This is a genomic window from Leisingera coralii, assembly GCF_049056525.1.
Lineage (GTDB): Bacteria > Pseudomonadota > Alphaproteobacteria > Rhodobacterales > Rhodobacteraceae > Leisingera > Leisingera coralii.
The window spans coordinates 126,827-152,097 of sequence record NZ_JBHUPT010000002.1 but is presented as its reverse complement, the minus strand read 5'-3'; the positions used below and the strand labels follow the sequence as shown (position 1 = coordinate 152,097).

Sequence of the window (25,271 nt, the reverse complement as noted above, 5' to 3'; positions counted from 1 at the left end):
GGGGCAGCGCCCCCTTCCCCTCAGAAAGGAAGAACCCCCGCAAGCCACGCCTGCGGGGGTTCCTGTTTCACTCTGTCAGCGATCCGCCAGGGATCACTCTTTGCCCTTGTGCGGCGCCCACAGCTTCTTGTTGGTCAGGTACAGCAGCACCGACAGAACGGTCAGGAACAGCACGCCGACAAAACCGGCCTGCTTGCGCGCCATCATCTTGGGCTCGGCAGTCCACATCAGGAAGGCCGCGACGTCCTGCGACATGGCTTCCACGTCGTTGGCGTGGCCATCGGCAAATTCCACCTGCTCATCCGACAGCGGCGGCGCCATCGAGATCCAGCCGCCCGGGAAGGCGGTGTTTTCATAGAAGGTGGTGCCGGCTTCCTCTTTGGTCTCGCCGGTGTAGCCCGCCAGCAGCGAGGCGATGTATTCGGCACCGCCCATGCCCTTGAACAGCTGGTTCAGGCCCAGGCCGTAGGGGCCGTGGAAGCCCGCGCGCGCCTTGGCCATCATGCTGAGGTCCGGGGCGCCAGCGTTGTTGTTCTCCGGGAAGTTGTCGACCGGCTTGGCCGGGCGGTCTTCATCCAGTGCCGGATCATAGACGCTGAAGTTGTCAGCTGCGTAGGCCCGCACCTGGTCTTCGGGCATCTGCGGCCCGCCCTCGTCGGACAGGGTGCGGATCGGAACCAGCTTCAGCCCGTGGCAGGCTGCGCAGACTTCGGTGTAGACCTGCAGGCCGCGCTGCAGCTGGTTGCGGTCATAGGTGCCGAACGGACCCTCGAAGGAGAAGTCGTAGTCTTCGATGTGGCCTGCCCCGCCTGCTGCGAAAGACGCAGCAGGGATCAGGGCCAGAGCGAAGGCGGCACCGGTTGCCAGTTTCTTGAACATTGCTAGGTGTTCCTTCTTCTTACTCGGCAGGAGTGGCTTCAGCGGAAGACTTCTTGACATAGTGAGCCTCGAAATCCTCTTCGATGGTCGCCGGTTGCGGCAGCGGCTTCTCGATCACGCCCAGCAGCGGCAGGATCACGAAGAAGTAGCCGAACCAATAGGCCGATGCGATCAGCGAGAACGATGCATAGGGCTCTTCCGCCGGCATCGCGCCCAGCCACATCAGGGCGAAGAAGTCGATCACCAGCAGCGCGAACCACCACTTGAACATCGGGCGGTAGCGGCCCGAACGGACGCGCGAGGTGTCCAGCCAGGGCGCCAGGGCCATCGCCAGGATCGCGCCGAACATGGCGATCACGCCAAAGAACTTCGCATCCACGATGCCGCCGGTGATGAAGGAGGCGAACTGCACGACCCAGACTTCCGAGGTGAAGGCACGCAGGATCGCGTAGAACGGCAGGAAGTACCATTCCGGAACGATGTGCGCCGGGGTCACCAGCGGGTTGGCTTCGATGTAGTTGTCCGGGTGGCCCAGGTAGTTCGGCATGAAGCCGACGATCGCCCAGAAAATCACCAGCACAACGGCCAGGCCCAGGAAGTCCTTGATCACGAAGTACGGCCAGAACGGCAGGGTGTCTTTCTCGGCTTCGGCCTTGGAGCCCTTGCGGACGTCAACACCGGTGGGGTTGTTGTTGCCGGTGGTGTGGAAGGCCCAGATGTGCACGATCACCAGCGCTGCGATCACGAAGGGCAGCAGGTAGTGCAGCGAGAAGAAGCGGTTCAGGGTAGCGTTGTCCACCGCCGGTCCGCCCAGCAGCCAGGTCTGGATCGCTTCGCCGATGAACGGGATCGCGCCGAACAGGCCGGTGATCACGGTCGCGCCCCAGAAGGACATCTGGCCCCACGGCAGCACGTAGCCCATGAAGGCGGTGCCCATCATCAGCAGGTAGATCAGCATGCCGACAATCCAGGTGATCTCGCGGGGCGCCTTGTAGGAGCCGTAGTACAGGCCGCGGAAGATGTGGATGTAGACGGCAACGAAGAACAGCGAGGCGCCGTTCATGTGAAGGTAGCGCAGCATGTGGCCGCCGTTCACGTTGCGCATGATGTGCTCGACGCTGGCAAAGGCCATGTCAACGTGCGGGGTGTAATGCATCACCAGGACGATGCCGGTGACGATCTGCAGCGCCAGGCAGAACGCCAGGACGATGCCCCAGATCCACCACCAGTTCAGGTTCTTGGGGGTGGGGATCATGATGGTGTCATAGATCAGGCCGACGATGGGCAGGCGGCTGTGCAGCCACTTCTCTGCGCCTGTCTTCGGCTCGTAATGGTCGTGCGGAATACCGGACATGAGCGCGTTTCCTTATCCCAGCTTGATGGTGTTGGCGTCGGTGAACTCAGCCACCGGCACGTGCAGGTTCTCCGGCGCCGGGCCTTTGCGGATGCGGCCTGCGGTGTCGTAGTGCGAGCCGTGGCAGGGGCAGAACCAGCCGTTGAATTCGCCGGCACCGTCGCCCAGCGGCACACAGCCCAGATGGGTGCAAACACCCATCATCACCAGCCATTCGCCGGCTTCGTCCATGGTGCGGTTGACGTCAGCCGCGTCGGTGCCCGGCTTGTTCGGGTTTTCCGACCGCGGGTCGATCAGCTCGGACAGCTCCACGGCACGGGCGGCGTCGATCTCTTCCTGGGTGCGGCGGCGGATGAACACCGGCTTGCCCAGGAACATGACCGAAATCTGCGTGCCAACTTCCACGCCGCTGACATCGACCAGGATCGAGGACAGCGCTTTAACGTCGGCGGAGGGGTTCATCTGGTTGACCAGGGGCCATACGGCGGCACCCGCAGTCACTGCCCCGGCGCCGGCAGTGGCGTAGTAGAGGAAATCTCTCCGGGTTCCTTCGTGGTCTTCTGCGTGGGACACGAGGTTTTCTCCAATTCCAGCGCCCGTTTAGGGCAAACATGCGCATGCACCGCGATCGCTCGCAGTGACTCTGGCGCGTGTCTAGCGGGGAGAAAGCCGTTCGTCCAGCGGTCATGGGCGCGCAGAAAGCCGCAGACGGCAATTCTGTCACGCCTGTGTGACAGTGCCGCACCCATATCTGTGCGGCACATGCATGTTTCAAGGGTCAGCGCTCAGGCCGCGGGCGGTTTTGTCGCCTGCATTGCGGGACGCGATTCGAACTCGGTGAACCACTCCGCAAGCGCCTCGTTGCCCTGGCGCCAGTTCGTGTCCGGGTGGCGGAAGTCCACATAGGCCAGCGCGCAGGCCACCGCGATCTGGCCGATATCCAGCGGCCCCCGCAGATGGCTCATCCAGCGCGCATTCAGCGCCGCGCAGCCGCCCAGCACCTTATCCCGCTGCGCGTCCAGCCAGCCGTCCCACTGTTTTTCCTCGGGGCGCAGCCGCTTTTCATAGGACATCAGCACCGCCGCATCCATGATCCCGTCCGCGGTTGCCTCCAGCACCTTGCTGTCCCAGCCGCGGCCGTACAGCTTGCCGCCTGCCCGCTCATCCAGATAGGCGCAGATCACCCGGCTGTCATACAGCGCCGGCCCGTCATTGCGCTCCAGCGCCGGGATCTTGGCGAGCGGGTTGCTGGCCTTCACGTCCGGGCTGGGCTTCAAGGGCGTGGTTGTGACATCCTGGATTTCGACATCCTCCGCCTGCCCGGTTTCATGCAGCAGCACGACGACCTTGCGGGCAAAGGGGGATGCTTGGGAATAAGTGAGCTTCATGGGAAATCCTCCGGTGTTTTGCCGCAGCGTACTGAAAGCCGGGCTGAGGGGAAGGGGCATTTGCCGCTCTGCGCGCCTGTGGCCGCGCGCAATCACACGTTAAGACTTGGCCGGGACCCGGCGCATTAGCGCCGCCAGTTCCTCCAGCTCCGCACCGATCCCGCCGGCAATCATCTCTGCTGCCGCGTCGCGTGCGGCCTCCGGTTTGTTCTGGCTCAGCTTCCAGGTGCCATCGACGCCCGTGATCCGCATCCGGGCGGGCACGATCATCCGCATCATCCGGGCCAGTGCCTCCGCATCCATCTTGCCCGTGGTCCAGGGCGGTTTCGGCGCCAGCCGCGCCTCGTAAAAGGCCGCCTGACGGTCCAGCAACCCACGCAATTCCGCGTCCGGGCGCAGCTCCAGCTCGCCGGTCAGATGCACCGCGACATAATTCCAGGTCGGTACCTGATCCGGCACCCCGTACCAGTCCGGCGAGACATAGCCGTCAGGCCCGGTCACCGCGAGCTTGGCCTGCCGCACTTCCTTCAGTGCCCGCACGATGGGATTGGAGCGCACCAGATGCAGGTCTGCCCATATCCCGTCTTCGGAAATCAGGAACGGCACATGGCTGATCAGCGGTGCGCCTTCGGTGGAAACGGCCAGCACGCCAAAGGCCCGCTCCCGGGCAAAACCGAGGTTCTGCGCGGTATCGGCATCGTGGAAAACCGGATTGGGATGCATGGGCGGTCTCCTTCACAGCAACTCTTGAAAATCCCGGCACCTGTTGGCAAGGTCCATTTCGTTCTCAGGGCGGGGCGGAATTCCCCACCGGCGGTAAGCAGGCAAGACCTGTAAGCCCGCGAGCGGCTTCTGCGTTTGACGCGTCCACAGCCCGAAGTGAGTGATGAACGCCATTGGTTCAAGTTCAGCACGAACGGGAACCGGTTTTCGGACCAAGCTGTGGAGCCAACAAAGAAGTGTCAGCAGATCTGGTGCGATTCCAGAGCCGACGGTCACAGTCCGGATGGAAGAGAACGTGCAGACGAGCCACGGATGACGTGCGCCCGTCTGTTCGTGATCGCCTTGGGTGACGTGTCAGACACACAAGGAGATTACGACATGACACACACCCGCTATGCCTTCATCAAGGCGCAATGGCACGCTGATATCGTGGACCGGGCGCTGGAAGGCTTCCTGCAGCTGATCCCGGCGGACCAGGTCGATGTGTTCGATGTGCCCGGCGCCTTCGAGATGCCGCTTCTGGCGCAGGAGCTTGCCAAGACCGGAAAATACGCTGCAGTGGCCTGCGCCGCCTTTGTGGTGGATGGCGGTATCTACCGGCATGACTTTGTGGCCCAGGCGGTGGTCGACGGTCTGATGCGCGCCGGCATGGACACCGGAGTGCCGGTGCTTTCAGTTTCGCTGACCCCGCATCAGTATCAGGAGACCGAGCATCATAACGCCATCTACCGCGCGCATTTCGTGGAGAAGGGGCGCGAGGCCGCCAATGCCGCACTGATGATCACCAAAACACGGGAAGCGGCGCTGGCCGCGTAAATCAGAGGCCTGCGCCTGCCGGGGCTGGCGCGAATGCGCCTGCCGGGGGCAGGCAGGCGCAGGCCGGGCCGCAAGCGACCCGGCCAGGGTTCACCCCAAATACGCCTTCAAGGCAGGCGGCGGGTTGTCCAGCAACTCCGCTGTCTGCTGCGGCGGATACGCCTTGCCCTCCGCCACCAGCACAACCTGGTCCGCAATCCGGCGGGCGTCATTCGGGTCATGGCTGACCATCAGCACTGTCGCCCCGTTTTCGCGGGCAAGCTCCGCCACCAGGTCCAGCATCTCAGCCTTCAGCGCCGGGCCAAGCGCGGCAAAGGGTTCATCCAGCAGCAGGATGTCGCGCCCCTGCACCAGCACCCGCGCCAAGGCCACCCGGCTTTGCTGACCGCCCGACAGCGCCGCAGGCTTGCGGCCGCCCATGCCGCCAAGGCCGACCCGCTCCAGCGCCGCCTCTACCTGGCGCCACTCCGCCTGGCTCAGCCGCAGGTTTGCTTGCAGCCCCAGGCCGACATTCTGCGCCACGGTCAGATGCGGAAACAGGTTGCCGTCCTGAAACAGCATTGCCACCGGCCGCTTGCCCGGCGGACTGTGCGTCAGGTCCGAGCCGTTCCACGATATCCGCCCTCGGATGACCGGCAGAAAACCGGCAACTGCCTCCACCAGCGTGGATTTCCCGGCACCGGACGGGCCGATCACCGCCACGCAGGCGCCGGGGCTGATCTCCAGATCCGCCTCCACCGCGTAATCGCCGTTCATGATCCGGCAGGTCTCAAGCCTCAGCATGCCAGCGCCCTCCGCGGTCCAGGATCCAGAATGCCCCCATCGAGAGCATGAGCAACAGCAGCGCCGCAGCCGCCGCGGCCTCCATCCGGTAGGCCCCCATCAAACGGTAGATCTGCAACGGCAAGGTTGCGAAATCCGGATCGGCAAACAGCGCCACCACCCCCAGATCCCCCATCGACAGGGCCGCGGCCAGCCCGGCGGCAAATCCCGTCTGCGCCCTCATGCGCGGCAAATAGACCCCGCGGACAAAAGCCCAGCCCCGCATGTCCAGCGACAGCGACAGCCGGCCATAACGCGCCAGCACCTCGCGCGCGCGGGGCACCAGGATTCGCATGGCAAACGGCAGCGCCATCACCGCATTGACCAGCGCCGTCACCGGCAGCGCCAGCGCAAAGGGGTCGGCAACCGGGTAAATCAGAATGAACAGCCCGGTGCCGATCACCAGCGGCGAGGCCGCAAGCCCCAGGATGCCCGACAGCTCGGTCAAGCCGTTCCGCCCCGCCGCGACGGCAGCGGCCATCGGCAAGGCCAGCGCCAGCAGGATCACGGTGCTGAGCGCCGCCACCAGAATGGAAGTCCCCGCGGCCAGCCAGACCGTGCCCTTCAAGCCCATGAGCCCCGGCAGCCCGGCCAGCACGATCGCAGCCAGCGGCAGCAGCAGAAAGGCAGCGGACGTGATAATCCAAAAGCCATCCAAGGCGCGCGCCAAGGCGCTTTGCCCGTCCCAGCGCCGCACCACGCGGTCCAGCCCGGCGCCAAAGCCCTCCCCTGCCGAAACCCGCAGCGCCACCAGCGCGGCGGCGCCTGTCAGCACCAGTTGCATGCCCGACAGCAGCGCCGCCCGGCCCAAGTCAAAATCAAACCGGAACGCCTGATAGATCGCGAGTTCTATGGTAGTTGCCCGGGGACCGCCGCCCAAAGTCAGCGCCACCGCAAAGCTCGACAGGCAAATGGCAAAGACCACCGCCAGCGCGCCAGGCGCAACCCGCCGCAGCATCGGCCCTTCCAGCAGCCGCCACATCGCCAGCGGCCCGGCATCCAGCTGCGCCGCCAGGCGGAAGCGCTCGGCAGGGATCTCCTGCCAGCCCTGCAGGATCAGCCGGGTGGCCAGCGGCAGGTTGAAGAAGACATGCGCCAGCACCACCCCGTGCAGCCCGTAGATCTGAACAGGCTCTAACCCGAGGAAAGTCAGCCCCTGGCTCAGCCAGCCAGCCCGGCCGAAGACGGCCAGCAAACCAAGAATGGCAACAATGACAGGCAGGATGAAGGGCGCGCCCAAAAGCGCAACCAGCAGCCGCCGCCCGGGAAACCGCCGCCGCGCCAGTGCGCGGGCGACCGGGATCGCAAGGCCAACGCTCAGCAGCGCCGACAGGCTCGCCTGGGTCAGCGTGAACCGCAGCGCGGCCCAGTCGCTGGCGGCAAACCCGCTCCCGGCCTCAGCCCGAAGGGCAACGGCCCCCAGCGTTCCCAGGATCAGCGCGGCGACAAGCAGAGCCGCGCTGGTCCCGGCAAACGCGCTTACTGGCTGAGCGCGTCCAGCCATTCGCCCAGCGCCGCATCACGTACTGCAGCGGCTTCGGTCTCGCTCAGCAGCAGGGATTTCTCCGGCGCGATCAAAGTGCCGAACCCTTCGGGCAGCCCGCCCTCGGGCGTCACCGCCGGATACATCCAGTTGGTGGTCGGGATGATCGACTGGAACGCGTCCGACACCATGAAGGCCAGGAACTGGTCCGCCAGCTCCGGCTGATCGGTGTTCGCCAGCTTGCCGGCAACCTCCACCTGCATGTAGTGGCCTTCGTCGAAAGCCGCGGCAGCCTTGGAGGCATCTTCCTCCGCAATCAGGTGGTACGCAGGCGAGGTGGTGTAGGAGAGCACCATGTCGGCCTCGCCTTCCAGGAACATGCCGTAAGCCTCGGACCAGCCCTTGGTCACGGTCACCACGTTGTCAGAGAGGCCCTTCCAGATCTCCGGCGCCTCATCGCCATAGGCTGCTTTCACCCACAGCAGCAGGCCCAGCCCGGGGGTCGAGGAGCGCGGGTCCTGGATCACGATCTTCTTGTCGCTGGCAGCCAGCGCCTTGAAATCCGCAGGCGCCGCCGCATCGGCGTTATGGACAAAGGCAAAGTAGCCCCAGTCATACGGCACAAATGTCGCGTCGTTCCACTCGACCGGCAGCGCATAGTCGGCGCTGACCGAATGATCGGCAAACAGGCCGGTTTCCTTGGCCGCCGCGGTCAGGTTGGTGTCGAGGCCCAGCACGACGTCGGCGTCCGAGCGTTCGCCCTCCAGCTTGACCCGCGCCAGCAGCGCCGCGCCGTCGCCCGCGCCGACCAGTTTCAGGTCGCAGCCGCAAACTTCCTCAAACGCTTCTTCCACCGCCGGGCCGGGGCCCCAATCGGAGACAAAGCTGTCATAGGTGTAAACGACCAGTTCGGGCGTTTCGGCAAAGGCTGCCGAGGCGCCGAGCAGTCCCGCTGCAAATGCAAGATGTTTCATGCCATCCTCCTTTGCGGCTTTGGGCAAGGGTGGAGGCTGTCCAGTACCTTCCCTCCGCCGGTGTGATCCGGTTCAGGTTCAACGGGTGTCATCTCAGCGCTCGCGCGCACCCCGAGGTGGCGCGGACATTATGCCTCAGGCGCAGCAAACACAAGCCAAACTCCGGCCAGGACCTACGGTTCAGGCAAACTGGACCGCCCGGAACCAGGATCCCCTGTTCTTCTGGCTGAAAATATCCCGGGGGAGCCGCCGCAGGCGGCGGGGGCAGCGCCTCTGCCCGGTGTGCCGCACAGGAATCCTCTTGAGAGACAGGCCCCTGCCCGCTAAGCACGGCCCAAAGGAGACCGCGCCTCATGTCGATGAACAGCTTTGGACACCTCTTCCGCGTCACCACCTGGGGCGAGAGCCACGGGCCCGCGCTTGGCGCCACCGTCGACGGCTGCCCGCCAAACGTGCCGCTGGAGCCGGAAATGCTGCAACAGTGGCTGGACAAGCGCCGCCCCGGCCAGAACAAGAACACCACCCAGCGCAACGAGCCGGACGCGGTGAAGATCCTGTCCGGCGTGTTCGAGGGCAAATCGACCGGCACCCCGATCCAGCTGATGATCGAAAACACCGACCAGCGGTCCAAGGACTACGGCGAGATTTCCCAGACCTTCCGCCCGGGACACGCCGACATCACCTATTTCCAGAAATACGGCAACCGCGACTACCGCGGCGGCGGCCGCTCCTCGGCGCGCGAAACCGCAGCGCGGGTTGCGGCCGGCGGTGTTGCACGTGAAGCAATCAAGGCGCTGGTGCCGGGGCTGGAGATCAAGGGCTACATGACCCAAATGGGCGAGCTGGAGATCGACCGCAGCCGCTTTGACTGGGACGCGATCGAGCAGAATGACTTCTGGATCCCCGATGCAGGCGCAGTGCAGGAGTGGGAAGACTATCTGCAGGCCCTGCGCAAGGCGCATGACTCGGTTGGCGCCGTGGTCGAGGTGGTGGCGCGCGGCGTTCCCGCCGGCATCGGCGCGCCGGTTTATGGAAAGCTCGACACCGATCTGGCGGCCGCGATGATGTCGATCAACGCGGTCAAAGGCGTCGAGATCGGCGAAGGCATGAATGCCGCGCGGCTGAAGGGCTCGGAAAACGCCGACGAGATTTTCATGGGCGAAAACGGCCCTGAGTATTCGTCGAACCACGCCGGCGGCATCCTGGGCGGGATCTCCACCGGGCAGGATGTTGTGGTGCGTTTTGCGGTCAAGCCGACCTCCTCGATCCTCACCCCGCGCAAGTCGATCCGCAAGGACGGCTCCGCCACCGAGGTGATCACCAAGGGCCGCCACGACCCCTGCGTCGGCATCCGCGCGGTGCCGGTGGCCGAGGCAATGATGGCCTGCGTGATCCTGGACCACCTGCTGCTGCACCGCGGCCAGATTGGCGAAAACCAAGGCCGCATCGGCTAGGGATCAGGCTCTAACAAAGAAGTTTGCCCGGATATGGTTCGGGCAGATCCTCTCAGCCTGCGCCCTCAATCATGCTCGCTTGCGCATTGGCTATGGTCGCCCAGCGCGGTCAGCACCTTGCAGCAGCCGCCACTGCCGCCGTCGCACAGGTGGCTGATCCGCTCCAGCTCCGCGGCCAGGCGCTCCAGCCTGGCAATCCGCGCGCGCACGTTCTGCAACTGGCTGCGGGCAATCCGGTCGGCCTCGGCGCAGTCGTCCCCCAAGTGGCCGTCCAGCCCCATCAGCGCCTTGATGTCCTCCAGCGAAAACCCAAGGTCGCGGGCGTGCTTGATGAAGCCCAGCGCATCCATGCCGTCCTGCCCGTAGCGGCGCTGGTTACCGGCATTGCGGCCCGGCTCCGGCAGCAGGCCGATCTCCTCGTAATAGCGGATGGTGGGAACCTTCACGCCAGTGGCCTTGGACAGCTGACCGATGGAAAACATTTCAGAGACCTCTTGATGCTCTAGTGACTAGAGGCCCTACATTGGTCTCGAATCAGGAATGAGGACAAGAGCAATGGCAGGCTGCTGCAATCATGAGGCCCGGTTTGAGGGGGTATCGGCGGACTACAAACGCAGGCTTTGGCTGGTGATCGCCATCAACGCCGGCATGTTCGCGGTGGAAATGGGCGCGGGCCAGCTGTCCGGCAGCCAGGCGCTGAAGGCGGACGCGCTGGATTTTCTGGGGGACGCGCTGACCTATGGCATCTCGCTGGCAGTGATCGGCGCCACCCTGCGCACCCGGGCGCTGGCCGCGCTCGGCAAGGGGATCAGCCTCCTGCTGATGGGGCTCTGGGTGTTCGGCTCCACCGTCTATCAGGTGTTCTACGTCGGCGTGCCGCAGGCCCATATCATGGGGGCGATCGGCTTCATGGCGCTGGCGGCCAACCTGATCTCGGTACTGCTGCTGGTGCGCTACAAGGACGGCGACGCCAATGTGCGCTCGGTCTGGCTGTGCTCGCGCAATGACGCGATCGGCAATGTCGCGGTGATGATTGCGGCCTTGGGGGTCTGGGGCACGGCCACCGGTTGGCCCGACCTGATCGTGGCCGGCATCATGGCCGGGCTGTTCCTGAACTCCGCCTTCCAGATTCTGGTGCAGGCGGTTCGCGAGTGGCGCGAGGAAGAAGCGCACGCGTAAACCCATTGACCCTATTCGCCTGTGCCGCTTGCGGCACGGGCAGCGCCCGTCCGCCCCCATGGGCGGGCGCTTCGCTTCCGCCCGCGGACAGGCACCGCCCTATGTCGCTTGAGCAAACAGCCCTGCGTATGCTTCGCGCAGGGCTTTTTTCTGCACCTTGCCCATGGTGTTGCGCGGCAAGGCCTCCAGCAGGATGATCTCCTTGGGCTGCTTGAACTTGGCCAAATGCCCGGACAGAGCCGTCTTGATGGCCTCAGCACTGGTGCCCTCGCCCTCCGGCACCACCACGGCCACCACACCCTCGCCGAAGTCGGGATGCGGCACGCCGATCACCGCGCTTTCCAGCACGCCGGGCAGGTCGTCGATCAGGCTTTCCACCTCCTTGGGGTAGACATTGAAGCCGCCGGTGATGATCAGATCCTTCTCGCGCCCGACAATGGTGACATAGCCGTCGGCATCGATCCTCGCCATGTCGCCGGTGATGAACCAGCCATCGGCCTGCAATTCCTCCGCCGTCTTTTCCGGCATCTGCCAATAGCCCTGGAACACATTCGGCCCCCGCACCTCCAGCACGCCGATCTCTCCCACCGGCACCTCGGCCCCGTCCTTGATGACCCGCGCCTCCACCCCCGGCAGCGGGAAACCGACGGTGCCGGCCCGGCGCTCGCCGTCATAGGGGTTCGACGTGCTCATATTGGTTTCGGTCATCCCGTAGCGTTCCAGGATGCGGTGGCCGGTGCGGGCCTCCCACTGCTCGTGGGTGTCCACCAGCAACGGTGCGGAGCCGGAGATGAACAGGCGCATGTTTGCAGCACGCTCCGGCGTCAGCCGCGCATCCGCCAGCAAGCGGGTGTAAAAGGTCGGCACCCCCATCAGCGCCGTGGCCTTGGGCATTGCCTCAAGAATGGCATCGGCATCAAACCCCGGCAGAAACACCACCTGAGCGCCTGCAAACAGCGCCACATTGGTCGCCACAAACAGCCCGTGGGTGTGGAAGATCGGCAAAGCGTGGATCAGCACGTCGTCCTTGGTGAACCGCCAGTAATCCCGCAGGGTAAGCGAGTTGGAGGCCAGATTGTCATGGCTCAGCATCGCGCCCTTGGAACGGCCGGTGGTGCCGGAGGTATAAAGGATCGCCGCCAGATCATCCGCCTGCCGGGCCACCGGATCAAAGCCGCCCTGCCCGTCCGCCAGATCCCGCAAGCTGCCCTGCCCCGCCGCATCCAGTGTCAGCACCTTGGCCTCGCCGGAGACCGCGCTGATCTCCTCCAGCCGCGCAGGATCGCAGACCACCACCCGGGGCGTTGCGTCGCCAACGAAATAGGCGACCTCCGGCCCGGTATAGGCAGTGTTGAGCGGCAGAAAGATGCCGCCCGCCATCACCGTGCCCAGGTACAGCTCAATCGCCTGGATGGTTTTCTGAACCTGCACCGCCACCCGGTCCCCGGGCTGAACGCCCTGCCCCGCCAGCGCCGACGCCATCCGCTCCGCCCCGGCAAACAGCGCACCGAATGTAACCGTGCCGCCACCGGGAAGCCGGGCAAAAACATCGTCCTCGCGCCCAACAGAAGACTCACGCAGCTGGCGGATCAGGTGGTTGGCGTCATACATCGGCGGCTCCTTCATCTGTCGACGCCATTTGCGCCCCCCCGCGAGCCGAAATCAAGCCATTGATCTTTGCGGCGCTTGGGCGCAGGGTCGCGCCATGGCGGAATCCTTAACATCGCATCGGCCTGTGCTGGCGGTCCTGCTGAAGGTGACCGCGATTGCGCTGTTCACGGCGCTGTCCGGGATCATCAAGGCCACCTCCGAGACCGTGCCGGCGGGCGAGGCGGTGTTCTTCCGCTCCTTCTTTGCGATTCCGGTGATCGTGGTCTGGCTGGCAGCGCGGGGCCAGCTGCGCCAGGGGCTGATCACCAAAAAGCCGATGTTTCACGTGTGGCGCGGGCTGGTCGGCACCTCGGCGATGGGGATGACCTTCATGGGGCTGGCGCTGCTGCCGCTGCCGGAGGTCACTGCCATCGGCTATGCCACCCCGATCTTCACCCTGATCCTGGCGGCGCTGTTCCTGGGCGAGACCATCCGCATGGTGCGGATCAGTGCCGTGGCCATCGGCCTCTTGGGCGTTCTGATCATGATCTGGCCCCGCCTTGGCGGCGACCTCGGCGATGGCGCCATGCTGGGCGTTCTGCTGGTGGTCGCCGCCACCGTCGCCCGCGGCTTCGTGCAGATCCACATCCGCCGCATGGTGCAGTCGGAGCATACCGCGGCCATCGTGTTCTACTTCTCGCTGACAGCCTCCGGCCTCGCGCTGCTGACCGCGCCGTTCGGCTGGGTGATGCCGGACGCACAAACCGCCGCGCTGCTGGTCAGCGCCGGGCTGGTCGGCGGGGTGGCGCAGATCCTGGTCACCTCCTCCTACCGCTTTGCGCCGGCCTCGATGCTGGCACCCTACGATTACGCCTCGATGATCTTTGCCATCGTCATCGGTTATGTCTGGTTCGATGAATGGCCAACGCTGGTGATGCTGGCAGGCGCGGCGCTGGTCATTGCCGGCAATGTGCTGGTGATCTGGCGCGAGCACCGGCTGGGCCTGCGGCGCGGCAAGGCCAAGCCGCTGATCGACCCCAAGGGCGGATAACAGGCTCTAACAAGGGGTTTTCCGACAGTTGAGCCTGCTCCCCAATCAGCCTGGCTCAAATCGCGCGGGTCAAACCACCGTCCACGCGAATGTTCTGCCCGGTGGTATAGGCCGCATCATCCGAGGCCAGATAGGCCACCAGCGCAGACACCTCGCGCGCGGTACCGTAGCGTCCCATCGGGATCCGCGCCTTGCGGTCCTCAGTCTCCGGCAGGCTGTCGATAAAGCCCGGCAGCACGTTGTTCATCCGCACGCCCTGGGCCGCAAACTTGTCAGCAAACAGCTTGGTAAAGCTCGCCAGCCCGGCCCGGAACACGCCGGAGGTCGGGAACAGCGGATCCGGCTCGAACACGGCAAAGGTGGAGATGTTGATGATCGACCCCTTGCCCTGCGCCGCCATGATCGGCGCCACCAGCCGCGAAGGGCGGATCACGTTCATCAGGTAATATTCCATCCCCAGATGCCAGTCGTCGTCGCTGATCTCCAGGATATCGCCCTTGGGCCCGTGGCCCGCGGAATTGACCAGCACATCAATACGCCCCCAGCGGCCCATCGCCTTGTCCACCAGCGCCTGCAGATCGCTTTGCTCCAGATTGGAGCCTGTATGCCCCACCCCGCCCAGCTCCTGCGCCAGGGCCTCGCCCTTGCCGGAGGAGGAGAGGATCGCAACCTCATACCCCTGCGAATGAAGATGGCGGGCAGCATCCGCGCCCATACCGCTTCCGGCGGCGGTGAAGAGAGCAACCTTGGTCATATCCATACTCCTTTGCTTGCCCCCAAGATGGCGGCGAAGGGCGCGCTTGACCAATCATGTCTCATCGCGCCAGACTGTAGCAAATCTACTGGCTGAGACCTCATGCGCCTGCCCAACCTCAATGCCCTGCGGATGTTCGACGCCGCCGCCCGCCACCTGAACTTCGGCCGCGCGGCAGAGGAACTGCACCTGACGCAGGGCGCGGTGGCGCAGCAGGTGCGCAGGCTGGAGGCGGATCTGGGACACAAGCTGTTCCACCGCCACGCCCGCGGGCTGACGCTGACCGACACCGGGCGCAGCTACCATGTGCCGGTGCAACAGGCCCTGGCGCTGATCCGCGAAGCTACCGACAAGCTGGCCCCGGCAGTGCAGCGGGTGACGCTATCGGTGCCGCCTTCCTTTGCCTCAAAATGGCTGGTGCCGCGGCTGCCGGAATTTGAGGCGCGGCACCCGGACATCGACCTGAGGGTGGTCGCCGAGGAAAATCTGACAAATTTCAAGCGCGACGGCATCGACATTGCCATCCGCCAGGGCAGCAAACCGCAGGAGAGCAGTTTGAACTCCGCCCTCCTGTCGCTGGTGGATCTGGTGGCCGTGGCCAAACCGGATTCGGCTCTAACACAGGAAGAATCCTTGGAGTTGGCTGATCTCGCCCAGCATACGCTGATCCAGGACGGACACCGGCACTGGGACCTGCTGCTGCGGCAGGAGGGGCTCACGGCCAAGGGACGGGTCCTGCAATTCAACCAGACCGCGCTCGCAATGGATGCCGCGGTGAATGGCCAGGGCATCGCCCTGGTGCCGCGGATTTTCCTGGGCGGCCAGCCGCTGGAGATCCTGTGGCAGGCGCCGCGCCTGGGCGATCAGGGGTTCTACGTGCTGTGGCCCAGCGCACAGGGCCGGGCCAAGGCAGTGGTGGACTGGCTGCTGCGCCAATAACGGTCAGGCGGACGCTGCCTCGGTCTCTTCCGGCGCGCTGAGCGAAATCACCGCAACCACCGCAGCCCCGTTCAGCAGATAAAAGGCCGAATCCAGCCCGGCAAAGCCGAAGAGGAAAGGCGCCGCAAGGAAAGTGATGCCGACAATCAGGTCAACGGCCAGATGCAGCTTGTAGGGCAGCACCCGGATCAGGCCGAGGTGGTGGTCGGTCAGCACCGTCAGGACAAAAGCGGCGATGCCGGTTGCCACCGACAGCCACAGCGCCAGCGGATTGCTTTCGCCAAGTCCCAGCAGAAACGGCAGCCCCATCAGGGCGGCGGCCACAGGATAGTCGAGATAAGCATGGATGGTACGGGTCACGAATCGCAGGGGCATGGGTCAGGTCCTTGTTACTGAGGTGTCTTGGCCGCTGTAACGGCTCTGGCCCCAGATTGGCCCAATCACCTGGAACGGTGAATTTCAGATCCACCCCCAAATCTTGCAGATCGTTCAAACGGTGGACGCCTCAGCAAGTCAGGCCGCGGCATGCTGCTGCCGGTAGGCCGCGGGCGACATGCCCACTTGCTTGCGGAACACGCGGGAGAACGCCGCCTCGGAAGCATAGCCGGCAATCTCCGCCGCATCGGCCACATTCAGCCCCTGCTCCGCCAGCCCCTGACAGGCGATCTGCATCCGCCAGCTGGTCAGGTACTGCATCGGCGTCACCTCCATCTTGGCGGCGAACTCCTGCGCAAAGGCAGTACGCGACATGCCGGCCTCCCGCGCCAGGCCTTCAACGCTCCACTCCCTGGCAGGCGCCTGGTGGAACGCCGTCAGCGCCCGCGAAATGCGCGGATCGGCAAACCCCGCCAGCGCCGAGCCGCTGGGGCTCTGATGCTCCAAATAGGCGCGGATCGCCTGGGCAAACAGCACCTCGGACAGTTTCAGCGCAATCAGGTCGCCGCCAATGCGGGCACCATTCACCTCGGAACCGATCATCCGCAGCGTCGCCTCGATCCAGGCCCCGGCAGCCTCGCCGTAGTTCTCGATCACGATATAGGGCGGCAGCCGGTCGATCAGCATATGGCCGGCACCACGCCGCCCCGGCAGGGCAGCGAAAGAGAAATGACCGCAGATCAGCTGGGTATCGCGCACCTCCTCCGCGCCGCCATAGACCAGCACCCCGCCGCCGTCATAGCCCGCCTCCTGCAGCACCTGCTCCAGCGGCAGTGCCTCCAGCGGCTGCACCTCGTTGCACAAGAGCATATGCGCCGCGCCATGCGGGATCAGCACCAGATCGCCCTGCTTCAGCCGCAGCGTCTCCCCGCTCGCAGGCACATGCACATTCAGCTCGCCGCGCTGAACAAAGTGGAACCGCGCGACGTTTTGATAATCCGGCACCTGGACCCCGAACGGCGGCGTGAAGGAGGTGCGGAAATAGAGCGTCCCCTTGAGGGACAGCCGGGTGAGGATATCGCTGAGCAGGTCCAACATGGCCTTGATGTTAAGCGTCTGGCACCCGCCGTCCATGGTCCCGGACGATCTGCAAGGGAATGTGAACGCCCGGGCAAAGCCTCGCCACGGCCGCAGGAACGGCGCAGCCTAGCGGCAATACCCCAGCGCGGCGTCAGTCATGGATGTCCGGCCGGTCCTCACTGCCGCGGTTGCTCATCAGCCGGCTCATCGCGAGAATGCCGGCAGCGCCCAGCGCCAGCAGCATCGCGTGCACATAATACCCAAGCCCCGATGCCATGCCGACGCCTCCGGCCACCCACAGGCTGGCTGCCGTCGCCATGCCCCCGACCCGCTCATCCCCCTGGATGATCGCCCCGGCGCCAAGAAAGCCGATCGCCCCGACAAGCCCCTGCATGATGCGGGTGGGATCAGCCCCCATCTCAAGGCTCAGCGCCTCCATCGACATTTCCATGGTGATCAGCGTGAACCCCGCCGCCCCAAGCGAGACAATCATGTAGGTCCGCATGCCCACCTTGCGGTGCCGCAGCTCCCGGTCCAGACCCAGAAGCGCCCCGGCAGCCGCGGCGCAGATCAGCCGCAGGCCCAGTTCAAGATAACTCACATAGGCAATGCTCAGGTCCATCGCGTTCCCGTTCCTCTTTTGCAGGCAACGGCGCACGGCATGCCCTGCAATGACTTTTCAGCAATATGCCCGACTATGGCACAGCGGCTGAAAATGTGCAGGAAAATGGGTCAAGCCGCTGCAAGCTGTGACATGCGGCCCGGCACTGCATCCGCAAAGAAAAACCCCCGCACGCGGGCGGGGGTTTTCCACTCAGTCCTGGCGGGTTCTTAGGCGCGGACCAGCTTCTCGTAGTCCTCGGCGATCTCGCGGGTCAGGGTGCCGACTTCGAACTTGTAGGGGCCGATCTCGCCCACCGGGGTGACCTCGGCAGCGGTGCCGGTCAGCCAGCACTGCTCAAAGCCTTCCATCTCTTCCGGCTTGATGTGGCGCTCGTGCACGGTGATGCCCTTGTCCTTCAGCATCTGGATCACGGTCTGCCGGGTCAGCCCGTTGAGGAAGCAGTCCGGCAGCGGCGTATGCACCTCGCCGTCCTTCACGAAGAAGACGTTGGCGCCGGTCGCCTCCGCCACATAGCCGCGGTAATCCATGAACAGCGCATCCGAGCAGCCCTTGGCCTCCGCCTTGTGCTTGGAGATGGTGCAGATCATGTAGAGGCCCGCCGCCTTGGCGTGCACCGGGATGGTTTCCGGGCTCGGGCGTTTCCACTCCGCGATGTCGAGCTTGGCACCCTTCATCTTGGCGTCGCCATAGTAGGCGCCCCAGCCCCAGACGGCGATGGCCATGCGCACCGGGTTGCGGGCCGAGGCAACGCCCATGTCCTCGCCCGCGCCGCGCCACACCAGCGCCCGCACATAGGCGTCCTGCAGGCCGGAGGCCTTCAGCGTCTCTTCCTTGGCCGCCTCGATCTGGTCGACGGTGTAGGGCATCGGCATGTCCAGCGCCTTGGCCGAGGCGACCAGCCGCTCGGAATGCTCGCGGCTCTTGAAGATCTTGCCGTTATAGGCGCGCTCGCCCTCGAACACCGAGGAGGCATAATGCATCGCATGGGTCAGGATATGCACCTTGGCATCCCGCCAGTCGACCAGCTCCCCATCCATCCAGATCACACCGTCGCGGTCGTCATAACCTGCCATGCCGCACCCTCCTGAAACTCTGCGGTGATTTTCATTAATTGCGCAAATTATGACCGGTCCGGACACAATATTGCGCCAAAGCTGGGATTCGATACATCTTCACCCTTGGAATGTCAACAACACTGACATAAACTGACCGGCAAGACAAACGAGGGGGCACCGAATGCCTGAAGGCCGGACAGGGCAGGGGTACAGCGGCGAGAGCCTGCTGTTTCTGACAGATGAACAGCTGCGCCAGGGGATCGAGGCGATGTTCTTTGCCTACCGCGGCTTTACCGCCGATCCGGACCGCATCCTGGCGGAACTGTCCTATGGCCGGGCGCACCACCGGGCGATCCACTTCATCAACCGCTCCCCCGGCACCACGGTGAACAACCTGCTCAGCATTCTGGGTGTGACCAAACAGTCGCTGAACCGGGTGCTGCGCACCCTGATCGGCGACGGCCTGGTCGAAAGCAAGGTGGGCGAGCTCGATAAGCGCGAGCGCCACCTCTACCTGACGGAACAGGGCGCGGCGCTGGAGGCCACCCTGTCGGACGCCCAGCGCGCCCGGATGCGCGCCGCCTACAAGGACGCAGGCCCCGAAGCGGTGCAGGGTTTCAAGAAGGTGCTGGAAGCGATGATGGATGCCGACATGCGCCGCGCCTATGCCAAGCTGCGGGAAACGGGTGCATGAGCATGCATGACGCCCATCTCCTGATCGTGGACGATGACGAGCGGATCCGCGGCCTGCTGAAGAAATTCCTGATGCGTTCGGGCTTCCTGGTCACCGCGGCGCGCGATGCGGCGCATGCCCGGCGGGTGCTGGCGGGGCTGGATTTCGACCTGATCATCATGGACGTGATGATGCCGGGCGAGGACGGCATCTCGCTGACCCAATCGCTGCGCGAGACCATGGCCACACCGATCCTGCTGCTCACCGCCAAGGGCGAGACCGAAGACCGGATTACGGGGCTGGAGGCCGGCGCGGACGACTACCTGCCCAAACCCTTCGAGCCCAAGGAGCTCTTGCTGCGGGTGAATGCCATCCTGCGGCGGATGCCGGACACCACGACGCAGGACAGCGCCCCCAAAGTGCTGCATCTGGGCTCCATCCGCTATGACATCGAGCGCGGCGAGATGTGGCAGGGCGATGAGCTGATCCGCCTCACCGGCACCGAAAGCCAGCTGATGAAAATCTTCTCGGCCCAGCCCGGTGAGCCGGTCTCCCGCACCAAGCTGGTCGAGGACCTGGGCCGCGACCGCGGCCAGGCGCAGGAACGCGCGGTGGACGTTCAGATCACCCGCCTGCGCCGCAAGATCGAGCCGAACCCGAAACAGCCGCAATACCTGCAAACGGTGCGCGGCGCGGGTTACATGCTGGCACCGGACTAACACAGAGCCCGCCTCTTCTTCTGGCCGGAAATATCCCGGGGGGGGTGAGGCCCGTCTTGGAAACCGTCCGGGAGGACGGTTTCAGGGCCGAACGGGGTAGAGTCCCACTCCGCCAGGGCCGGGGGCAGCGCCCCCTCCAGTCTGATCAATCAGCACCGCACCGGTGCACAGGGGGTGCACGCCCGGTGCACGCATGTCACCCCCCGGTTTTTCCTTGCAGCCACAGCCCCCCGCCCCCTAGGGTCGCGCCAAGTCCCGCAGCCGGAGGAACGCGCCCATGACCACCGCCCTGATCACCCACGCGGATTGCCTCAATCACGTCACACCGGAGGGCCACCCCGAACGGGTGGCGCGGCTGGAACACATCCTGCACGCGCTGGAGCCGCTGGACCTGAAACGGGTCACCGCGCCGATGGCGGCGGAGGACGACATCCTGCGCATCCACCCGGCCTCCTATCTCTCGGACCTGCGCAAGGCCTCCCCGGAAGAGGGCTGGGCGCAGATCGACGGCGACACCTTCATGTCCCCCGGCTCGCTGGACGCGGCCTTCCGGGCGGCCGGTGCGGTTGTGCGCGGCGTCGATATGGTGCTGGGCGGCGAGGTGCAGAACGCCTTTGCCGCGGTGCGCCCGCCGGGGCATCACGCGGAAACAGACACTGCAATGGGCTTTTGCCTGTTCGGCAATGCGGCCCTGGCCGCCAAACACGCGCTGGACCATCATGGGCTCAGCCGCGTCGCGGTGGTGGATTTCGACGTGCACCACGGCAACGGCACCCAGGACCTTCTGTGGGACGAGCCGCGCGCGCTGGTGATCACCAGCCAGCAGATGCCGCTGTGGCCCGGCTCCGGCCGCCCGGATGAAGACGGAGCCCATGGCCAGATCCTCAACATGCCGCTGGCGCCGGGCTCCGGCCGGGCGGAGATGCAGGCCGCTTATGAGGACCAGGCCTTCCCCCGCCTGCGGGCTTTCAAGCCTGAGCTGGTCATCATCTCCGCAGGCTTTGACGCCCATCAGGACGACCCGCTGGCCAATCTGAACTGGGCGACCGCGGATTTCGCCTGGCTCACCGCCGAACTCTGCAAACTTGCAAGTGAACTGTGCCAGGGCCGTATCGTCTCGACTTTGGAAGGCGGATATGATCTGAACGCGCTGGCCGCCGCAACGCGCGCGCATGTGGAAGAATTGATGAAGGCACCGGCATGACTGAGACCCCCGTAGACCAGATGAGCTTTGAACAGGCGATGCGTGAGCTGGAAGGCGTGGTGGACCAGCTGGAGCGCGGCGACGTGGCGCTGGATGCTTCCATCGCGCTGTACGAACGCGGCGCGGCGCTGAAGAAACGCTGCGAGGATGAGCTGAAACGCGCCGAGGAAAAGGTCGCCGCGATCACCCTGGACGCCAACGGCACCCCCAAGGGCACCCAGCCGCTGGACGCCGGCTGAACCATGACCGCCGCCGCAGACACCCGGACACGCCCCTTTTCGGAGGCGCTGAAAGACGCACAGGCCCGCATCACCGCGCATATGGAGATGCGGCTGGCGGGCAGCGACGAGCTGCACGCTGCGATGCGTTACGCCATCACCGGCGGCAAGATGCTGCGCGGCTTCCTGGTGCTGGAGAGCGCCCGCCTGCACGGCGTCCCGGCGGAGGCGGCCATCGAGGCCGCGCTCGCCATTGAATGCATCCACGCCTACTCATTGGTGCATGACGACCTGCCCTGCATGGACGACGACGACCTGCGCCGCGGCCAGCCCACGGTGCACCGGAAATGGGATGAGGCAATGGCGGTTCTGGCGGGCGACAGCCTGCAAACCTTCGCCTTTGAGCTGCTGGCAGCGCCCAAGGTTGGGCCCCATGCGCTGACCCTGATCCGCGACCTGGCGCAGTCCTCCGGCAAGGACGGCATGGTCTCGGGCCAGATGCTGGACATTGCCGCCGAAACCGCCGACGTGCCGCTGACGCTGGAGCAGATCACCAAACTGCAAGGCCGCAAGACCGGCTGCCTGATCGAATGGTCCGCCACCGCGGGCGCCGTACTGGCGGGCGACGACCCGGCACCGCTGCGGCAATACGCACGCGCCCTTGGCCTTGCCTTCCAGATCGCCGACGACATCTTGGATGTGGAAGGCGATGCCGCCAAGGTCGGCAAGGCCGTGCGCAAGGACGCCGATGCCGGCAAGGCAACCTTTGTCTCGCTGCTGGGGCTGGTGGAGGCAAAAGCCCGCGCAAGCGCCCTGTGCGAGGACGCCTGCGCAGCACTTGCCCCTTATGGCGCTAAGGCTGAAACCTTGAAGGAAGCCGCGCGTTTCGTTATTGCGCGCGACAGCTAACCCCGCGCGCCACGCCCCGCACCCTGCCCGGCGCAGCCCAAGGAGACACCATGCCCGACCGGCCCAAGACCCCGCTTCTGGACCAGATCACGCGCCCCGCGGATCTGAAGGGGCTGACGGATGCCCAGCTGGTGCAGGTGGCCCACGAGCTGCGGCAGGAAACGATTTCCGCGGTTTCCGTCACCGGCGGCCACCTCGGCGCGGGCCTCGGCGTGGTGGAACTGACCACCGCCCTGCACGCGGTATTCGACACCCCACGGGACAAGGTGATCTGGGACGTCTCCCACCAGTGCTACCCGCACAAGATCCTCACCGGCCGCCGCGACCGCATCCGCACCCTGCGGATGAAGGATGGCCTCAGCGGTTTCACCAAACGCTCCGAGTCGCCTTATGACCCGTTCGGCGCCGCCCACAGCTCCACCTCGATCAGCGCAGCACTTGGCTTTGCCGTGGCGCGCGACCTCGGCGGCGTGATCCCCGAGGGCAACGGCGACGCCATCGCGGTGATCGGCGACGGCTCGATGTCGGCCGGCATGGCCTTTGAGGCGATGAACAACGCAGGCCACCTGGGCAAGCGGCTGTTCGTGATCCTGAACGACAACGAAATGTCGATCGCCCCGCCGGTGGGGGCGCTGTCCTCCTACCTCTCCCGCCTTTACGCGGGCGAGCCGTTCCAGGAATTGAAAGCCGCCGCAAAGGGCGCGGTCTCGCTGCTGCCGGAACCCTTCCGCGAGGGCGCCAAACGCGCCAAGGACATGCTCAAGGGCATGGCGGTCGGCGGCACCATGTTCGAAGCACTTGGGTTCTCCTACCTCGGCCCCATCGACGGCCATGACATGGACCAGCTGCTGCCGGTGCTGCGCACGGTCAAGGCCCGCGCCACCGGCCCGATCCTGATCCATGTGCTGACCAAGAAGGGCAAGGGCTACGGCCCCGCCGAGCGCGCCCGCGACAAGGGCCACGCCACTGCCAAGTTCGACATGGTGACCGGCGAGCAGAAAAAGGCGCCCTCCAACGCGCCCTCCTACACCTCTGTCTTCGGCAATGAGCTGGTGAAGCACGCTGCCAAGGACGACAAGATCTGCACCGTCACCGCGGCGATGCCCGATGGCACCGGCCTCAGCCTGATGGCCGAACGCTATCCTTCGCGCTGCTTCGACGTCGGCATTGCCGAACAGCACGGCGTCACATTTGCCGCGGCGCTGGCGGCCGGCGGCATGAAGCCGTTTTGCGCGATGTATTCCACATTTCTGCAGCGCGGCTATGACCAGGTGGTGCATGACGTGGCGATCCAGCGCCTGCCGGTGCGCTTTGCCATCGACCGCGCCGGGCTGGTCGGTGCTGACGGTGCAACCCACGCCGGCAGTTTCGATATCGGGTTCATGGCCAACCTGCCCGGCATGGTGGTGATGGCCGCCGCCGACGAGGCCGAGCTGGTCCATATGGTCGCCACCGCCGCCGCCCATGACGACGGTCCCATCGCCTTCCGCTACCCGCGTGGCGAGGGCGAAGGCGTCGAGATGCCCGACACCCCGGAGGTGCTGGAAATCGGCAAGGGCCGGATGATCCAGCAGGGCAAGCGCGTGGCACTGCTGTCCTTTGGCACCCGTTTGGGCGAGGTCAAAAAGGCCGCAGAATCGCTCGCGGCCAAGGGCATCACCCCGACCATTGCCGACGCCCGCTTTGCCAAGCCGCTGGACCGCGACCTGATCCTGCAGCTGGCCGCGGACCACGAGGCGCTGATCACCATCGAGGAAGGGGCGGTGGGCGGCTTCGGCTCCCACGTGGCGCAGCTGCTGGCCGAAGAAGGTGTGTTCGACAGCGGCCTCAAGTACCGCTCCATGGTGCTGCCCGACACCTTCATCGACCAGGCCAGCCCGGCAGACATGTACGAGATCGCAGCCATGAACGCGCCGCAGATCGAAGCCAAGGTGCTGGACGTGCTGGGCGTGGCGACGATTGGCGAGAAGCGGGCCTAACTTACCCCAACTCTAGGCCAGAGCCTGTCTGGGCGGGCGCGAATGCGCCTGTCCGTTTTTCCACAGGCAAACTTGCGGTTTGACGGGCAGGCAGGCGCAGGCCGGGCCGCAAGCGTCCCGGCTAACAAATTTCACACTCCCGGCGGCTCGGCCGGCGGCACAAAGCTCTCCATGTCCTCGGCCTCCAGCACCGCACGCAGTCCTTCGCGGTAGGTCGGGTAAAGCAGCTCCACCCCCAGCTCATCCTTGATGCGGCGGTTGCGGACGCGTTTGTTCTCGCCATAGAAACTGCGCGCCATCGGGGTCATGCCGGCTTCGTCAAAGGGCACCTCCGCCGGCACCGGCAGCCCCAGCAGCTCGGCGGCATGGCCCAGCACATCCTGCGGCGGGGCCGGGTCGTCATCGCAGACGTTGTAGATTGCCCCCGGGCGGGGCTGCGCGATGGAGGCCGCCAGCACCTGAGCAATGTCCTCGACATGGATACGCGAGAACACCTGCCCCGGCTTGATGATCCGCCGCGCCTTGCCCGCCATCAGTTTGGCAAAGGGGCCGCGGCCAGGGCCATAGATGCCGGCCAGCCGGAAAATATGCAGCGGCAGTCCAGGGACCGCCTGCCATTGCGCCTCCGCCAAGGCCCGCCAGTCGCCGCGCTGGCTCGATGGGGTAACAGGCGAGTCCTCATCCACCCAGGCCCCGTCGTGGTGGCCGTAAACGGCGGTGGTCGACAGATACCCCACCCATTCCAGGCCTTGGGCCTTGGCGATCCTGCCGCCCATCGCCGCCAGTACCGGGTCGCCCTCTGCATTGGGGCCGATCGAGTTCAGGATATGTGTCACCCCGTCCAGCGGCACCTCTTGGCCGGGCCAGGTGATCATCTCCACCCCGTCAGCCTCGACAGGCTCCCGCGAGGTGCCGATGACCCGCCATCCGTCAGCCAGCAGGCGCGGTGCAAGCGCCCGGGCGGTATAGCCAAATCCAAGACAAAGCAGCGTTTTCCTCATGGCTCCTAGATGCGTTGGCCGCGCCCG

Annotated in this window: 27 protein-coding genes and 2 riboswitches; of the genes, 11 read left to right on the top strand and 16 right to left on the bottom strand. The window is 65.4% G+C overall.

Annotation, left to right across the window (positions count from 1 at the left end; translation table 11 throughout):
- Window positions 1–93: 93 nt before the first annotated feature.
- The 5 genes from ACFMBG_RS01210 to ACFMBG_RS01190 all read right to left on the bottom strand — a co-directional run bounded on the left by ACFMBG_RS01210 (window position 94) and on the right by ACFMBG_RS01190 (window position 4,344).
- Complete coding sequence (locus ACFMBG_RS01210) at window positions 94–879, bottom strand: cytochrome c1 (protein ID WP_421052908.1); 786 nt, start codon at window positions 877–879, stop codon at window positions 94–96.
- 19 nt (window positions 880–898) lie between these two features.
- On the bottom strand, window positions 899–2,233 hold the full coding sequence (petB, locus tag ACFMBG_RS01205; protein WP_421052907.1) for a cytochrome b: 1,335 nt from the start codon (window positions 2,231–2,233) through the stop codon (window positions 899–901).
- A 12-nt stretch (window positions 2,234–2,245) separates the two neighbouring features.
- Window positions 2,246–2,806, bottom strand: coding sequence for a ubiquinol-cytochrome c reductase iron-sulfur subunit (gene petA / locus ACFMBG_RS01200; protein WP_421052906.1), 561 nt, complete (start codon window positions 2,804–2,806; stop codon window positions 2,246–2,248).
- Between the two features lie 212 nt (window positions 2,807–3,018).
- The gene (locus ACFMBG_RS01195; RefSeq protein ID WP_421052905.1) at window positions 3,019–3,621 is read right to left on the bottom strand and encodes a glutathione S-transferase; all 603 of its coding nucleotides are present in this window, start codon (window positions 3,619–3,621) and stop codon (window positions 3,019–3,021) included.
- A 99-nt stretch (window positions 3,622–3,720) separates the two neighbouring features.
- Window positions 3,721–4,344 (bottom strand): FMN-binding negative transcriptional regulator, encoded by a 624-nt coding sequence (locus ACFMBG_RS01190; RefSeq protein WP_421052904.1) that lies wholly within the window; start codon window positions 4,342–4,344, stop codon window positions 3,721–3,723.
- A 56-nt stretch (window positions 4,345–4,400) separates the two neighbouring features.
- Window positions 4,401–4,643: riboswitch (FMN riboswitch) on the top strand.
- 79 nt (window positions 4,644–4,722) lie between these two features.
- On the opposite strand from ACFMBG_RS01190, the gene ACFMBG_RS01185 reads away from it, so the two are divergent.
- On the top strand, window positions 4,723–5,160 hold the full coding sequence (locus ACFMBG_RS01185; protein ID WP_421052903.1) for a 6,7-dimethyl-8-ribityllumazine synthase: 438 nt from the start codon (window positions 4,723–4,725) through the stop codon (window positions 5,158–5,160).
- 90 nt (window positions 5,161–5,250) lie between these two features.
- On the opposite strand, the gene ACFMBG_RS01180 is transcribed toward ACFMBG_RS01185, so the two are convergent.
- Genes ACFMBG_RS01180 through thiB form a run of 3 tightly spaced genes read right to left on the bottom strand, consistent with a single transcriptional unit; the run spans window position 5,251 to window position 8,439 of the window.
- Window positions 5,251–5,943, bottom strand: a complete 693-nt coding sequence (locus ACFMBG_RS01180; RefSeq protein WP_421052902.1) for a thiamine ABC transporter ATP-binding protein — start codon at window positions 5,941–5,943, stop codon at window positions 5,251–5,253.
- Entirely contained in the window at window positions 5,930–7,486 is a 1,557-nt protein-coding gene (locus ACFMBG_RS01175) for a thiamine/thiamine pyrophosphate ABC transporter permease ThiP (RefSeq protein WP_421052901.1), read from the bottom strand. The genes ACFMBG_RS01180 and ACFMBG_RS01175 overlap by 14 nt, the downstream gene beginning before the upstream one ends.
- Complete coding sequence (thiB, locus tag ACFMBG_RS01170; RefSeq protein WP_421052900.1) at window positions 7,462–8,439, bottom strand: thiamine ABC transporter substrate binding subunit; 978 nt, start codon at window positions 8,437–8,439, stop codon at window positions 7,462–7,464. Before thiB ends, ACFMBG_RS01175 begins: the two co-directional genes overlap by 25 nt.
- Before the next feature lie 32 nt (window positions 8,440–8,471).
- Window positions 8,472–8,563, bottom strand: a riboswitch (TPP riboswitch).
- Window positions 8,564–8,792: 229 nt separating this feature from the next.
- Between thiB and aroC the strand changes: the two genes are divergently transcribed.
- Window positions 8,793–9,893, top strand: a complete 1,101-nt coding sequence (gene aroC / locus ACFMBG_RS01165) for a chorismate synthase (protein ID WP_421052899.1) — start codon at window positions 8,793–8,795, stop codon at window positions 9,891–9,893.
- 65 nt (window positions 9,894–9,958) lie between these two features.
- Here aroC and ACFMBG_RS01160 read toward each other — a convergent pair whose 3' ends face one another.
- Window positions 9,959–10,375: a MerR family transcriptional regulator gene (locus ACFMBG_RS01160; RefSeq protein WP_421052898.1), complete on the bottom strand. Its 417-nt coding sequence runs from the start codon at window positions 10,373–10,375 to the stop codon at window positions 9,959–9,961.
- A gap of 73 nt (window positions 10,376–10,448) precedes the next feature.
- On the opposite strand from ACFMBG_RS01160, the gene ACFMBG_RS01155 reads away from it, so the two are divergent.
- Window positions 10,449–11,072, top strand: a complete 624-nt coding sequence (locus tag ACFMBG_RS01155; RefSeq protein WP_421052897.1) for a cation efflux transmembrane domain-containing protein — start codon at window positions 10,449–10,451, stop codon at window positions 11,070–11,072.
- 99 nt (window positions 11,073–11,171) lie between these two features.
- Here the strand turns inward: ACFMBG_RS01155 and ACFMBG_RS01150 are convergent, their stop codons facing one another.
- Entirely contained in the window at window positions 11,172–12,683 is a 1,512-nt protein-coding gene (locus ACFMBG_RS01150) for a malonate--CoA ligase (RefSeq protein WP_421052896.1), read from the bottom strand.
- A 94-nt stretch (window positions 12,684–12,777) separates the two neighbouring features.
- Here ACFMBG_RS01150 and ACFMBG_RS01145 point away from each other — a divergent pair, with 94 nt between their 5' ends.
- Window positions 12,778–13,713: a DMT family transporter gene (locus ACFMBG_RS01145; RefSeq protein WP_421052895.1), complete on the top strand. Its 936-nt coding sequence runs from the start codon at window positions 12,778–12,780 to the stop codon at window positions 13,711–13,713.
- 55 nt (window positions 13,714–13,768) lie between these two features.
- On the opposite strand, the gene ACFMBG_RS01140 is transcribed toward ACFMBG_RS01145, so the two are convergent.
- Window positions 13,769–14,473, bottom strand: coding sequence for an SDR family oxidoreductase (locus tag ACFMBG_RS01140; RefSeq protein WP_421052894.1), 705 nt, complete (start codon window positions 14,471–14,473; stop codon window positions 13,769–13,771).
- 96 nt (window positions 14,474–14,569) lie between these two features.
- On the opposite strand from ACFMBG_RS01140, the gene ACFMBG_RS01135 reads away from it, so the two are divergent.
- The gene (locus ACFMBG_RS01135) at window positions 14,570–15,406 is read left to right on the top strand and encodes a LysR substrate-binding domain-containing protein (RefSeq protein ID WP_421052893.1); all 837 of its coding nucleotides are present in this window, start codon (window positions 14,570–14,572) and stop codon (window positions 15,404–15,406) included.
- A gap of 3 nt (window positions 15,407–15,409) precedes the next feature.
- On the opposite strand, the gene ACFMBG_RS01130 is transcribed toward ACFMBG_RS01135, so the two are convergent.
- The 4 genes from ACFMBG_RS01130 to ACFMBG_RS01115 all read right to left on the bottom strand — a co-directional run bounded on the left by ACFMBG_RS01130 (window position 15,410) and on the right by ACFMBG_RS01115 (window position 18,559).
- Window positions 15,410–15,781 carry an SPW repeat domain-containing protein gene (locus ACFMBG_RS01130; protein ID WP_421052892.1) on the bottom strand — a complete coding sequence of 124 codons (372 nt, stop codon included), beginning with the start codon at window positions 15,779–15,781 and terminating at the stop codon, window positions 15,410–15,412.
- A gap of 138 nt (window positions 15,782–15,919) precedes the next feature.
- On the bottom strand, window positions 15,920–16,879 hold the full coding sequence (locus tag ACFMBG_RS01125) for an AraC family transcriptional regulator (RefSeq protein ID WP_421052891.1): 960 nt from the start codon (window positions 16,877–16,879) through the stop codon (window positions 15,920–15,922).
- Between the two features lie 133 nt (window positions 16,880–17,012).
- A complete protein-coding gene (locus ACFMBG_RS01120; protein ID WP_421052890.1) occupies window positions 17,013–17,483 on the bottom strand; it encodes an MgtC/SapB family protein in 471 nt (156 codons plus the stop codon).
- A 209-nt stretch (window positions 17,484–17,692) separates the two neighbouring features.
- The gene (locus tag ACFMBG_RS01115) at window positions 17,693–18,559 is read right to left on the bottom strand and encodes a branched-chain amino acid aminotransferase (protein ID WP_421052889.1); all 867 of its coding nucleotides are present in this window, start codon (window positions 18,557–18,559) and stop codon (window positions 17,693–17,695) included.
- 163 nt (window positions 18,560–18,722) lie between these two features.
- Between ACFMBG_RS01115 and ACFMBG_RS01110 the strand changes: the two genes are divergently transcribed.
- The 6 genes from ACFMBG_RS01110 to dxs all read left to right on the top strand — a co-directional run bounded on the left by ACFMBG_RS01110 (window position 18,723) and on the right by dxs (window position 24,243).
- The gene (locus ACFMBG_RS01110; RefSeq protein WP_008554519.1) at window positions 18,723–19,235 is read left to right on the top strand and encodes a MarR family winged helix-turn-helix transcriptional regulator; all 513 of its coding nucleotides are present in this window, start codon (window positions 18,723–18,725) and stop codon (window positions 19,233–19,235) included.
- Window positions 19,232–19,933 (top strand): response regulator, encoded by a 702-nt coding sequence (locus tag ACFMBG_RS01105; RefSeq protein ID WP_421052888.1) that lies wholly within the window; start codon window positions 19,232–19,234, stop codon window positions 19,931–19,933. Before ACFMBG_RS01110 ends, ACFMBG_RS01105 begins: the two co-directional genes overlap by 4 nt.
- A gap of 277 nt (window positions 19,934–20,210) precedes the next feature.
- Window positions 20,211–21,137, top strand: coding sequence for a histone deacetylase family protein (locus tag ACFMBG_RS01100; protein WP_421052887.1), 927 nt, complete (start codon window positions 20,211–20,213; stop codon window positions 21,135–21,137).
- Window positions 21,134–21,376: an exodeoxyribonuclease VII small subunit gene (locus tag ACFMBG_RS01095; RefSeq protein WP_019297546.1), complete on the top strand. Its 243-nt coding sequence runs from the start codon at window positions 21,134–21,136 to the stop codon at window positions 21,374–21,376. Before ACFMBG_RS01100 ends, ACFMBG_RS01095 begins: the two co-directional genes overlap by 4 nt.
- A gap of 3 nt (window positions 21,377–21,379) precedes the next feature.
- Window positions 21,380–22,264: a polyprenyl synthetase family protein gene (locus tag ACFMBG_RS01090; protein ID WP_421052886.1), complete on the top strand. Its 885-nt coding sequence runs from the start codon at window positions 21,380–21,382 to the stop codon at window positions 22,262–22,264.
- 50 nt (window positions 22,265–22,314) lie between these two features.
- On the top strand, window positions 22,315–24,243 hold the full coding sequence (gene dxs, locus ACFMBG_RS01085; RefSeq protein ID WP_421052885.1) for a 1-deoxy-D-xylulose-5-phosphate synthase: 1,929 nt from the start codon (window positions 22,315–22,317) through the stop codon (window positions 24,241–24,243).
- Window positions 24,244–24,374: 131 nt separating this feature from the next.
- Here the strand turns inward: dxs and ACFMBG_RS01080 are convergent, their stop codons facing one another.
- Complete coding sequence (locus ACFMBG_RS01080; RefSeq protein ID WP_421052884.1) at window positions 24,375–25,244, bottom strand: SDR family oxidoreductase; 870 nt, start codon at window positions 25,242–25,244, stop codon at window positions 24,375–24,377.
- Window positions 25,245–25,271: the final 27 nt, after the last annotated feature.